Genomic DNA, 13,022 nt, shown 5'->3' with positions numbered 1-13,022 from the left:
GCAAAGATTTAAGACTCCTGCTCACCTCACCGACTCGCATCTTTGCAGAAGACCTCACCTCGCCCATCATTGGGAAACAGCAAGCGAAGCAAATTAATCGCTTGCTAAACCAATGGATGAAAGGTGAACTACAAGCTTCAATCGAAAAAATCGCATTGGAGACTGGATCGACTGTGTCTGTGGTAAATCCAGCTTATACGTCGCAAATGTGTTCTCGTACCGGGACGTTATTGGGTCAACGGGATGGGGATCGTTTTATCTGTTACACAGGGGACGTAATTCAAGCAGACAAAAACGCTGCATTGAACATTCTGCATCGCGGCTCTGATAGCGAGATTACTCGCTTTCTGAAATATGCAGAAGTCCGCACCATTTTACTGGTGCGGACGGTTCGATACTTAGCTTCGATTGGAAAGTCTGTATCTGTTGCTCTAAACTTGGGTTGGCTCAACCTTAAGTTTAGAGCAGAAGCGTTACGACTTGAAGCGGAGTATCACCTAGCGGGGTGCTAGGTACGGTTAAGCTCCGGTGGGTGGGAGAAGTGCCTTGCTTCAGCAACGTCCCTAACGACAACCATCAACGGATGAAACCAGCAATATGAGACACTTCTAGCTTATCTACATAGATTTGCCGAGATTTAGTTCACCCCAAGAAAGGGAAAATCAGTTACCCATTAACAATTAACGCCTGTCCCTACTTCATCCCCTTTTCCGCTTTTCTAGCTTGTCTGGCACTTTTGCCAAAGGCGAGAAATCCAAAAATCAGCCAAGCGGTGAGAATTCCGCCCGTGAGAAACAACATGGAAACTAGACCGAATTTAGCAATAAGACTGGGTGCGGCTGCGGTGAATAATCCGCCGCCAACAATGGGTTCAAAAAACAACTGTTTGTAAGCAAAACTTTCAAAGGCACCCGATCGATTGTCGGGGTCAACCATTCGCAACAATAAAATACCTGTTGCGGTGACTCCCATGGATTGTCCCAAATCACCCAAACCCCGTTCAAACCAGTAGGAGGGAATCACGCGAGGGGCGAGATAAAGGAAGGCAAAAATGTTCCAAGCAATTCCAACGATACTCAGTAGCAGAAAAGCACCAAGGTTGGCTCCGATTACAGTTAGAGAAATTGTGGCTAAGGCGGTAACGATGACGATATCTAAGGCTACCCCAGCAATATTATTCATTAGGGGTCGAATAATCAGCGGATGGAGTCCCAACCGTTCCATCAGCAACTGGACAATAATCCCGCCAACGAGCGCCATGGGAAATAGGGGGACATAACTCATCAGTTCAAATCCCCCCCTCCCCCATGTCACCGACTCGATCCAAATTAATCCATTAAGAATCAGCCAACCAATCGCGATCGCTAATCCGACAAAGCCGAAGTTCAGCGACAGGGGATCAATTAACATATTCCGCATCAATCGCGATCGCGCCCTGCGAATTTGCGGGGTTTCACTGTGGGTGTAATCCTCAAACCAGTCGGGTTCAGCTACGTTTTGCTGAACGCCTTGAACATAGCCTTTACGTCTCCCCCAATTGGCAAGTACCGTTCCCGCCACAATCCCCGACACAATCCCCACGGTTGCTAATCCTACAGCTAAGTCAGCGCCATCTGGAAAACCCAATTCTTGAAACGTTCCCGCCATCCCAGCGGCTGTACCATGTCCCCCTTCAAAGGCAATTTCAATTAAAGCCGCCGCCGTCGGATCAATGTCAAAGAAGGGAATGAGGATCAGCCATGTCAGTAAAATACCCACTACATATTGCCCCCACGCCAGACTTTGACCAAATACCACTTGGGGTGCGGCTTTATTCCAGATGTCCCGTGGATTAGGAATCGATTCACCCAGAAACAAAGCGGCGAAGACAATATTGATGAACACCCCCGGAGACTGTGACCACACATCCCGAATGGATTCAGGGAAGACACCATTGTCGAGGGGTGAACCTGAACCCGCGATCGCACCCAAAACCTGGGGTCCCAACAACAGCGCCACCACACCGGCGACAATGGATTCGGGAATGTAGAGTTTCTGTATCCAGTGGACTTTTTGGTGGATCAACCGCCCGACTAGAATCAGGAGTGCAACCAAGATGAAGGCAAACAGGGCATCTTTAAGATTAAGCATGGAAAAATTATATGCTGTAATGTTTGATTTTATCCCGCCTTTAAGCCAGTCAATCGTTGTACTTAGGTTCAGGAAACACTTTTTTTTCCTTGCGTATTACATTGTATTACCTTGGAGGTGCAGAATCAGGCTTATTTGAGCATTCTGCAAGGTTGGAAAGATGTATGGGCGAGAAAATTCCCGACTTGCCTGAGCTTACTAACCTGCTATACAGTAATAAAGCTGTATGATTTAAAAATCATATTTTGATTTTAACAAGTCCATAAAATCAGCGGTTTAGTATGGGTATTTAGTCGAGTTTGTCAATGATCGCTACTCTTGGCAGGACTACCGGATATGGTAATATCGTCGTGAATTTTAGGATTTTAAATTAACCATTTTTTCTGTAATTTTGACCTCTCTACTTAAAAATGAATAGCCAAAAAGAAACACTTGAATGGGTTAAAACAATCCTTGCCCCCAGAAAACTCAGCAAAGTTGAGGAAATTGTGTTAGATAGGGCATTGTCAGGAAAATTATATCGAGAAATCGCTAAAGAAACGGGGTATGATTCGGGTTATATTAAAGATATTGGTTCTCAGCTTTGGCTGGCTCTCTCTCGCGAATTAAACCGTGAAATAAACAAGCGAAATTTGGCGTTTATGTTAAGGGATTTCCCCCAAGAAGAAAGCCGAAATTTCAACAAAAAAACTCAACCGAAGACCACATTAGCCGAACTCGACTTTCCCGGTCGTCCTCTTCCCTTTAAGTCACCCTTCTATATTGAGCGTCTCCCCATAGAAACCTTAGCCATTAACACCCTTCATCAAGCCGGGAGCCTGATACGCCTGAAAGCGCCGCAACGGATGGGCAAAACCTCTTTAATTTATCGTCTGTTCGGCATTGCTCATCAGCATGAAATGCAAACGGTTTTAGTCAATGTGCAACAGGCAGAGCCAGCTATGTTCAAGGATTTGGATCAATTTTTGCAATGGATTTGTTGGGTGATTAGCCAACAGTTGAACTTAGCTCCCAAATTCGACGACTATTGGTTCGAGGGAGCCGGGAGTAAAATGAGTTGCACGGTTTATATGCAAGAGTATTGCCTCAATGCGGTTGACACGCCTGTGGTCATTGCCTTTGACAAGGTGCATACCCTATTTGACTATCCCGATTTAGCCAGTCATTTTTTCTTAATGTTGCGTCATTGGTACGAACAAGCCCGCATCCCAGGAAATTGGCAAAAGTTACGGTTAATTCTTGCCTATTCCACCGAGTTAACCTTATCCATTCAGACCCACCAATCTCCCTTGAATGTCGGACTTCCTGTCAACTTATCCCCCTTCACCCGCCCTCAAATTAGCGAATTAAGGCAGCGTTATCAACTTGAGCAAGTGGGGATAGAAACAACTTCTATTCTAGAGCCTTTACTGGATTTGGTGGGCGGTCATCCTTACCTACTCCAATTGGCGTTTTACTGGTTACGCTTAGGCTATTTATCACTAGAACAACTGTTAGCAGAAGCCCCCACACCTAAAGGCATCTACGGGGAATATTTGGATCAACTTTGGATTATGTTGACACAGGATGCAGGGTTAGAGCAAGCCTTTTATCAAGTGTTATCGAGTTCAGAGCCGATTTCCCTAGATACTCAAACGGCTCATCGTTTAGAAGGATTGGGTTTAGTGCAACTGCAAGGAATGATGGCAAGTCCCACCTGTGAACTTTATCGAAACTATTTTTTGATGCATTAATCAGACGTGAACTGAGCAAAATCCCCGACTTCTCCAAGAAGTCGGGGATCTGTATCCATTGTCAATTTGTGAATATAGCAGTATAATTTATAATTACACTGCTATAAATATCGAATTGACAGATGCATTATATTTTTTAATTTACGGATTATTAATTTCTATAGAATTAGGTTTATTCCTGATTCGCCGACCTAATTTAATTTCTCTCAAAAGGCGATAATAACTTTCTTTAGATTTGAACACGACGTCGTAGTTGTCTCTTAAATGCCTTTTTAAGTCTGATATATTTCGGTGTTCTGGGCAATTTAGCCAATGGGTAATTTCTGCTTTTTCTGTAGCGGTTAAGTAACTTCTTGATCCCTTATATGCGAGTTTAATTCCCTCTATTCCTCTTTCCGCATATCTTCTTTGGAACTTGGCAATAAAACTTGTAGATACCCCTAATCTATTGGTTATCTCTTTATAAGAAAATCCTAATAATTTAAGTCTGACTACTTCGGCTCTTTTCCATTCTCTTACATCTATAGTAATAGAAATAAACTCCTTTAACTCATTAATTTTTTCAGTGTCGCAAATTTCAAGAGTATCCTTAAACATCTTTTATTTTCCTGATAAACAGACGGCAATTTTCATGAGTAAGTAGCCCAGCGAGGCAGAATCAAAGTAGAGATGTAGGCGAAATTTATACCTTTATTTATTTGCTCTGCCTCAATCAATAGGGACAGAAAAAACGCTACCGTTACCCAAAGTAAATCTGAGCTGTGTTCAAACCCGTTCACACAGCACCTAAAATTTCTATCCGAATACTTAATCCGGATTGGGTATTAATACAACGTAATAAATTGGAAGTGATGGTGTAATAGTTACCCTTTCCGTATCCAGACAAGGATTAATAGAGTCCCTGATGTTGTCGTCTGAATACTAACCCTATCTTTCACAGCTTATATTAATCAGCTATAACTCTACAATTATCATTATTTTGTCCCGATGAAAAGGTCAGAAAGGTCAGATGTTTTACGACAGCAAAAGGTCAGAAAAGTCAGATTGATGAGCGAAAACTTGTCGGACTTTTCTGACTTTACTCCCTGAACACCCAATAACTAGAATATATATAGTTGGAAAAATTTTAAAATTTGTAATCAGAGATGCGATCGCTGATGGTATGCTTCGCGCATAATACAAACCCAAGTTAAGTCAGTGCCATTCAAATTAAGTTAATAAACATTTTTGAAAAGGAAGTTTAATCGTCATCTGAGTTCCGACATTCGGTTGAGAAACACAGTCCAACTCACCGCCATGTTGATTCACTACAATTTGGTGAGCAATGGATAGTCCTAATCCTCTGCCTTTACCGACAGGTTTTGTGGTAAAAAATGGATCAAATATTCGAGGTTTTACAATTTCCGTTATACCCACTCCATTATCGATAATGTGAATAATGACTTGATAGTTATCTTGACGAGTTGTTTTAATTTTAATGGTGGGGATATTTTTAGATGAATAACCGTTAACTTTAGCTTTTTCTTTATTCCTTTCTAATGCCTCAATAGCATTATTAATAATGTGAAGAAAAACTTGATTAAGTTGTCCTGGATAGCATTCAAACAGGGGCAGCTTGCCGTATTCTTTGATGATTTGAATCCACGGCTGTCCGGCTGAGTTTAATAACCGATATTGTACCAGAAAAAGAGCGCTTTCTATTCCTTCATGAATATCGACCGATTTGCGTTCAGCTTCATCGATTCGGGAAAACTTTCGCAACGATAGCACCAGTTCTCGCAGGCGTTCAGTGCCAATTTTCATCGAAGCCAATATTTTGGGAAAGTCTTGGCTCAAAAAGTCAAGATTCACATCGGTTATTTTGTTTTGTAGACGAGGGCTAGGATTTGGATACTCCTGTTGATAAAATTCCACTAGCTCCAACAAGTCTTGGGTATAATATTCAATGTGGGATAAATTGCCATGAATAAATGTGACTGGGTTATTAATTTCATGAGCAATTCCAGCAACCATCCGACCCAAACTGGACATTTTTTCACTCTGAACTAATTGAGATTGAGTTTGCTTGAGTTCGTGGAGGGCTTGTGAGAATTGTTTGTTTAATTGACTCAGCCGCAGTCCCGAACGAACCCGGGCTTGCAATTCACTAGGTTCAATGGGTTTGGAGAGAAAATCATCCGCCCCCGAATCTAAACCTTGGACGCGATCGGCGACTTGTTCGCGTATGGTAAGTAGAATCAGAAAGATGGTTGCTAGTTGGGGATCTGCCTTGATTCGACGACAAACTTCTATACCATCGAGTTTGGGCATCATCCAATCACAGATGATTAAATCAGGTTGAAGTTCTTTGGTTTTGAGGAGTGCAGCTTCTCCATCTTCCGCCAGCAGCACTTCATGACCTTCACTTTCTAACAACTCTTGGAGAATGATTTGTACCGTTATATCATCATCAACGGCGAGGATTTTTGCCATGGTTATTTGTCATTCATCATTTGTCATTTGTCATTTTTTAGGGAACTCTTAACAAGGAACAGGGAATAGGTAATTCATAATTTATCCATATTGCGGATATATTCGCAAACCGCAGCCAGTTGTCGTTCTAACTCGCCAACATTTTCTTTAATAGCGGCTAGAGAACCCGCACGTCCAAGGTTTTCGACTTGGGCGGCTAATTGTGCGATCGCCTCCATACCTAAATTGGCACTCGATCCTCTCAGCCGATGGGCTTTTGCATAGATTTGTTCATAATCTTCGGCGGTAACTCCAGTTTGGATATCCTTTAAATCCGCTTCAGCATGTTCGATAAAAGCCTGCAAGAGTCGTTCTTGAGCCGATTTTTTACCGAGGGTGACACGATCGAGGTGTTCCCAGTTAATTGGGGATTGGGGAAGTGTTGAGTTTGAAGCAAGTACGGAAGAGTTTAGCCCATTTCCTTTCGCTGTTGACGATAACATTTGTTCAGAACTGGCGCTGACTAATCCTTCGCGATCCTCGATGACATAATTTTGAGTTAACTCCCCATCTCCCTTGTCTTCTGTGTCTCTGTGTTTCTCCATCTGCTGATCTCCCTGTCCGTCACGATTTTTGTTAATCTGGGTTGCCCAATACTCTAACCTTTCGCTCAACAGTTGCTCATCGACGGGTTTACTAATATAATCATCCATACCGACTGCCGAGCATCGTTCTCGGTCTTCGGGAAACGCATGAGCAGTTAGAGCAATAATAACTGGATGATGACGACCGTAGCGCTCAATCAATTTGGTTGTAGCAGCATAGCCATCCATAACAGGCATCTGACAGTCCATGAGAATGACATCATAGGATTTTTCCTCGACTAATTCCAGGACGATTTGACCGTTGGCAGCACAGTCGGCATCATAACCCAAAAGTTGTAACTGATTAATAATAACTTGTTGATTTATGGGGTGATCTTCAGCTAAGAGGATATTCAGAGGAGTCGCAGGTTGTCTGTGAGTGAAGTCTCCAGTCGCTGTATTTTGGGCTAATTCTTCCTCCTGATGTTCTCTCATCATTTCGGGCGCTACAGCCGCCATTAAACTATCAAATAGCCGTGAGGCTCTCACAGGCTTGAGCAAATAACTAGCCGCTCCCACAGACAATAATTCTTCGACTTGATCCCGTTGATTCATCGGGGTCATAACCACTGCTTTCGTTTGGCTCAACCCTGGGTCAGAGCGAATGGTTTGAATGAGCGACCCATCCTCGACTTGGGGAAGCTGCCAATCACAGATCACAACATCATAAGGCTGGTTAACTGCAGCGGCTTGCCGCAGGGCATCTAGAGACAGTTCCGGTGTGTTGGCTTCATCAATCCCCATTCCCCAGGTATTAACTAAGTAACGCACAGATTGGCGGGTGGTGCGACTTTCGGAAACGACTAACAGTTTCAGATGAGTCAGGGCAAAGGGAGTGCTGGGGGGTTCCGAGAGTGCTTGTTTATCAAATTTTGCCGTAAACCAGAACGTGGAACCCTTACCCAGCTTACTTTTGACGCCAATTTCGCCCCCCATCAAGTCTACCAACTGTTTGCAGATAGCTAGTCCTAAACCTGTCCCACCATATTGACGGGTGGTGGAGCTATCGACTTGGGAAAAGGATTGGAATAGTTTTTCTTGCCCTTCAGGGGAAATGCCGACTCCCGTATCCGACACCTCAAAGTGGAGCGTGGCATTTTTGGAGGTAGCAATTTCTAAGGTGACATGGATAACCACTTCCCCTTGGGGTGTAAATTTGAGGGCATTGTTGGTCAGATTTAACAAAACCTGTCGTAGTCTAGCCGGATCACCTTTGAGTTTTCGGGGGACTTGGCGGTCAACTAAGGTTGCCAGTTCTAGGTTTTTCGCTTCGGCTTGAGTGGCTAGCACATCAATAACCGATTCGATACAGCCATCCAAGTCAAACTCAATGGTTTCGAGTTCCATTTCTCCAGCTTCTAGTTTGGAGAAATCTAGGATATCGTTGATGATTGTCAGTAAATGGTCAGCACTACGGCGAATGGTTTGGGCATAGTCTCGCTGTCGGGGCGTGAGTTGAGTCTGTAACAGGAGTCCCACCATACCCAAGACGCCATTCATGGGGGTACGAATTTCATGACTCATGTTTGCCAGAAACTTTGACTTAAACCGTGCCGCTTCCAGTGCAGCTTCTCTGGCTTCGACTAACTCGTTAATTGGGTCGGCGGCAATGACAATCCCACCAACCTGACCATCAGGAGTATACCAGGGGTTAATTGCCCAGCGCATATAAACGATAGAACCATCGCTACGTTCCCAGATATCTTCTGGGTTAGTAATGACTTGTCCTTTAAGCGCCCGTTGATAGATCTGTTTCCACTGTTCCGGTATGTCTGGGATCACCTCGTAGTGGCTGCAACCAATGATGGACTGCTCCTCAATCCCTTGCACCATGAGCCACTTTTGGGAATGAGCCATATAGCGCATTTCTGTGTCAAACATCGCCATTGCCATGGGCGCACTGGCAATGACTTGTTGCAGTTGTCGGCGCTCTCGGTCTAATGAGTTTAAGGTGCTGTCTAGGAGTTGGATTTGGTCTTGGGTTTTAGCGTACAGATGAGACTGGGTGCAAGCACTGGCAATTTGTTTAGAAATCGCTTCTAATAGTTCGATGTCGCTGGAACTCAAAGACCAAGCTGTGGGGTGGATACAGATTAAATAACCTCTTGCACCGGTTTGAGGATGGATGGGAACGACTAAATAGTGACCTTTTTGCAGGGTATAGGTTTGAGGGGAAGTCACAGGGATAGGAGGATGGGTGGAGAGATGATTATCCTGTTCTGTGTCTACATCAGAATCATCGGATTCATTGCTAGTGGTGGAAAGGGTTAATTCTACCGTCTCACCCTGTCGTAATTGAGTCCCCAACTTACCTGGAGGATTCATCGTTAGCTGTCTGCCATTGCCAGACAAACTGCCCTGGGTGTATTCGTAGGCAATCGTCAACGTCTGTTCGTCTAGCAACCAACCCAAAATAACTCGCTCTAAACCGAGCAGCGCCGTCAGTTCTTCTAGAGTGGCGGGTAAGGTTTGGTCTAAGTCGAGGGACGAATGGATGCGATTGGTTAAGCGGTTAAGCAGCGCTTCTTTGGCTGCTTTAGCCCGCGTTTCCTCAAAGAGTTTCACCTGTCGTCTGACGAAAAAAATGGCAACGACTAATAGGGTGACTAAGACAATCGCCAGCAAATTTAGTGACCACAGAGCGCCCTCTATTTCTTCATCGTTCATGACTAAGGCAATTGACCAATCAGCCTCTTGAAGCGGAACATAAGCCACATAGACGGATTCCCCCGCCAGGTTTGCCATTTGAATTTCTTGCTTTCTGTCTACCATCTGGCGAGCGATCGCGGCTAGATTAGGTTCTGGGGATTCTATAAAACTGGGAGTTGGCTGGTCGAGTGTTCCGATTGTCTCTTGGTCTGGATGGACAATAGGCACTCCCTGAGAGTTTAAGGCAAAGGCATAGCTTTTCTTGCCATAGGAGATGCTTTCTACGACTTCAGCCACCCGGTCAATATCGATAGCGCCCGTTACTACCCCAATCGGTCTAGGCGGCTGAGGTGGCATGGCTTTGATGGGTGCAGCAACGATAATCACGGGTAATTGGGTTGTCCGACTAAGCAGCGGATCTGAGACGTTAACTTGTCCATCTATCGCTTTTTGGAAGTGTTTACGATCTTTAACATTCCCTTGACCGTTATCCGTCGTTTGAAAATTCCCATCGCCATCGGTTATGGCAAATGCTGTAAAATTCCGACTTTGGGTTACTTCCATCTGCAAGTACGGTTTAATCTGCAACCAGTCCATCGAACGTACCGTGGGAGTATTGGCAATTGTTTTGATTTCAGCCTTCAGGGTGGCTAGCCATCGGTCGATTTGACTGGCTTCTGCTTGCACGGAATTGAGCGCGTTTTGCTTGATGTTTTCCAAGATGAGCTGGCGCACTCCCAAATAGCTGACTGTCGCTACTGCACCAATCGCCACGGTTGTTACACCCACTACCACCCAGACCAGAAAATGACGAGGACGCCAAGATTTGTGGAACTGTGCCGATAGTTGCTGATTACTGTCTCTGGCGAGCATTTTTAGAAAGGGTGGCTTTTTCATCATGGGTCAAACGTCAAAATTCGGGACTGGGTTTAGATTGTGGGAGTGGTGGATCAATTGACACCTCCTGGGAGGAGGTATTTTCATCATCTATCAGCAGTTGACTAGGATTCTCAATAAATTGGAGATAGTATAGGGAAGCCGGGAAATTTCTCGATGCTTCTTACAGGTGTCTAGTTTCCTTGTATCACATCCATGCTAGACATTGAACGCTAGCTACGGAGCGGGGCGAGCGCTTTTCGTCGTCAGCCGTTAATTCGCCACGATAAGGTTGGATGCTCGTTGTCGATTATAAATTCAGTCCTTCGCTCTGGGGCTACTGATGTGATATCCAGACCTTATCGGAAATTCATCAGGACTATTAGCGCAAGAACGACAGGAGTGCGGCTTTGATACCAGGGTTTTGACTTTTTGACAGTTCTCGTCTTATAGATATTAGAGTAAACCAAAAAAGTAAAAAAATCGATAACTTTTCTCATTGTACATAGTCCCCAATAATCTTTACCATCCGATTTTGAGCCTACCCTTATCCAAAACTATTGCTCACGCTTCTGATTTAATGCGGTATAATATTAGTCGTGATTTTTGGATTGTTTATGATCTCTCAAGCTTAAAAGAGGGAAGCCGTGAATCCAGTTTTAGATGTTGGATGTTAAAATCCTTTATGCTCGGTTATTTCAGCCCTTTCTTTGTCAAATCAATCCAGCTAAATTCTATTAAAGTAAATTTAAGCTAATGGCAATAAAACTTTCGATGTCAAGTTTCCACCACAATTCACTGAGACTGTAATGATCTGAGCATCCATCATGGGAATTTCCCCAGGGCATATACCTGTTCCCGGATTCACTGGATAGGCGGGAAAACAAGCGGCGCTTAGACTCAGACGTAATGCATTACCTTTGGCAATCTTCATACAAGTCGGCTGAAGTTCGATTCTAACAGGTGTTATCTCTTGACCCAGACTTACAGTCGCATACCCCTGAGTGAAATTATAAACGATCCCATTCGGAAGCACTTCAGATAACACGACACAGAGATCAAAAGTCGGTTTATCTGCATAGCAGAAAACCTCTACTGCTACATCCCCCATTAGATGTAAATCTTCAGTAAACGGCGCTGAAGTATAGGTTAAAACATCGGTACGACTATCAATAGCACAACGATCAAAGGACCCCGCCGGAATTGCTGCATGACCTCCCAACGCCGGAACGGGACGCCACGGATCATGAACGAATACATCAGTTACAGCAGATAGAAGGGGCAATTCGTCAAAAGATTCCAATTGGGGGATGAGAGTCCCTGAATCGTCTCGTACAGTGGCTAAACCTGTACTGGCGAGACAATAGGATTTCTGATTATTTTGTAACCACGTATCAAAATAACGCCATTGATTACTGCCCATTTCAAATAAATAGACAGGCGGTTTATTCAACAATCCGGTATCAATTCCCTTGAGAAACTGGTCAAACCAACGGACTTGTAACGTATCCACAAAACTTAGCGCATTTGCCCCATAATCTCTTGCCCCCACTTTCCGTCCCCAAGGCAGGTGCGCCCAAGGTCCAATGATCAGATGCTGGGGAAAATGACTCTGGCTTACCATTTGTTTATAGAGGCGCAGATTACCCCGAAGATACGGATCAAACCAGCCACCAATATGCAGCATCGGCAAGTCCACACCGTCTAGTTTCGGTGAGAGTTTTTGCCAATAGTCTCCGGGTTCAGGATGGTTTCGCCATTCAGCATAAAAGGAATTTGGTGCATACTTATTTAAACTTTCGGTAAATCGGGGAGATAGGTCATAAAAGGGCAAATTTCGAGATGCCGCATAGAGAATTTGATAGGCAATAGCATCATTTTTCAATCGGGCAGTTTCTGCGGCTAACTGTACCGCCCAACCCAAATTTGCTTGTAAACAAAATGCCCCATTTTCATAGGCACAATCTGCATATAAATCATACGCCATCATTGCCGGACAAATAGTTTTTAATCCAGGCAGATGTGCCGATGCGGCATAAAGTTGAGTCATCCCCTGATAGGAAAAGCCATACATCCCCACTTGTCCATTGCTACCCGGTAACTGTGACACCCAGTTAAGGGTATCAATTCCATCAGCAACCTCATGGACAAATAGGTGAAACTCTCCCCCTGACGTTCCCCGTCCCCGCACATCCTGAATCACCACAATATACCCCTGGGCGGCATACCAAGAGGGATGGGCATAGACTACAGTAGACGCGATCGCTCTTCCATAGGGTTGTCGCATCAGTAGTACGGGTAAGTCTGTCTCTGTATCGGGATAGTAAATATCAGCATCTAGACGAATTCCATCGCGGGTTAACATTGATGCTGTTTGTTTACGAATTTTTGTCATTGTTTTATCAATGGATAATTAATAATTGATAATTGACAATTGATTAATTTGGTCTAAGACCTCTTCGTTTACGAAGAAATTAAAAAAGATTTTCCTTAATTTCAATCCTCTTCTTTTAAGGAGAGGTCATTATCCATTGTTCAT

At 44.1% G+C, this 13,022-nt stretch carries 7 protein-coding genes; 2 read left to right on the top strand and 5 right to left on the bottom strand.

The window, feature by feature from the left end; all coding sequences use genetic code 11:
- A partial coding sequence (locus RLO19_RS29545) for a zinc ribbon domain-containing protein (RefSeq protein ID WP_446361147.1) occupies nt 1–512 on the top strand: 512 nt, incomplete at its 5' end.
- Nucleotides 513–693: 181 nt separating this feature from the next.
- On the opposite strand, the gene RLO19_RS29540 is transcribed toward RLO19_RS29545, so the two are convergent.
- Nucleotides 694–2,130 carry a sodium/glutamate symporter gene (locus tag RLO19_RS29540; RefSeq protein WP_446361145.1) on the bottom strand — a complete coding sequence of 479 codons (1,437 nt, stop codon included), beginning with the start codon at nt 2,128–2,130 and terminating at the stop codon, nt 694–696.
- A gap of 410 nt (nt 2,131–2,540) precedes the next feature.
- On the opposite strand from RLO19_RS29540, the gene RLO19_RS29535 reads away from it, so the two are divergent.
- Complete coding sequence (locus RLO19_RS29535) at nt 2,541–3,863, top strand: AAA-like domain-containing protein (RefSeq protein ID WP_446361143.1); 1,323 nt, start codon at nt 2,541–2,543, stop codon at nt 3,861–3,863.
- A gap of 141 nt (nt 3,864–4,004) precedes the next feature.
- Here RLO19_RS29535 and RLO19_RS29530 read toward each other — a convergent pair whose 3' ends face one another.
- From RLO19_RS29530 to RLO19_RS29515, 4 genes are all read right to left on the bottom strand, one after another.
- Nucleotides 4,005–4,460 (bottom strand): helix-turn-helix domain-containing protein, encoded by a 456-nt coding sequence (locus RLO19_RS29530; protein WP_446361141.1) that lies wholly within the window; start codon nt 4,458–4,460, stop codon nt 4,005–4,007.
- Between the two features lie 612 nt (nt 4,461–5,072).
- Nucleotides 5,073–6,335 carry a sensor histidine kinase gene (locus tag RLO19_RS29525; protein ID WP_446361139.1) on the bottom strand — a complete coding sequence of 421 codons (1,263 nt, stop codon included), beginning with the start codon at nt 6,333–6,335 and terminating at the stop codon, nt 5,073–5,075.
- Nucleotides 6,336–6,409: 74 nt separating this feature from the next.
- Complete coding sequence (locus RLO19_RS29520) at nt 6,410–10,507, bottom strand: response regulator (protein ID WP_446361137.1); 4,098 nt, start codon at nt 10,505–10,507, stop codon at nt 6,410–6,412.
- Between the two features lie 724 nt (nt 10,508–11,231).
- Nucleotides 11,232–12,878, bottom strand: coding sequence for a CocE/NonD family hydrolase (locus RLO19_RS29515; protein WP_446361135.1), 1,647 nt, complete (start codon nt 12,876–12,878; stop codon nt 11,232–11,234).
- Nucleotides 12,879–13,022 lie beyond the last annotated feature (144 nt).

The organism is Coleofasciculus sp. G2-EDA-02 (genome assembly GCF_040226375.1).
GTDB lineage: Bacteria > Cyanobacteriota > Cyanobacteriia > Cyanobacteriales > Coleofasciculaceae > Coleofasciculus.
This window is presented reverse-complemented; position numbering and strand designations above follow the sequence as displayed.

Bases quoted from the DNA above. Each gene is read 5' to 3' on its own strand.
- RLO19_RS29540 (WP_446361145.1), bottom strand. From the start codon at position 2,130: ATGCTTAATCTTAAAGATGCCCTGTTTGCCTTCATCTTGGTTGCACTC.
- RLO19_RS29535 (WP_446361143.1), top strand. From the start codon at position 2,541: ATGAATAGCCAAAAAGAAACACTTGAATGGGTTAAAACAATCCTTGCC.
- RLO19_RS29530 (WP_446361141.1), bottom strand. From the start codon at position 4,460: ATGTTTAAGGATACTCTTGAAATTTGCGACACTGAAAAAATTAATGAG.
- RLO19_RS29525 (WP_446361139.1), bottom strand. From the start codon at position 6,335: ATGGCAAAAATCCTCGCCGTTGATGATGATATAACGGTACAAATCATT.
- RLO19_RS29520 (WP_446361137.1), bottom strand. From the start codon at position 10,507: ATGATGAAAAAGCCACCCTTTCTAAAAATGCTCGCCAGAGACAGTAAT.
- RLO19_RS29515 (WP_446361135.1), bottom strand. From the start codon at position 12,878: ATGACAAAAATTCGTAAACAAACAGCATCAATGTTAACCCGCGATGGA.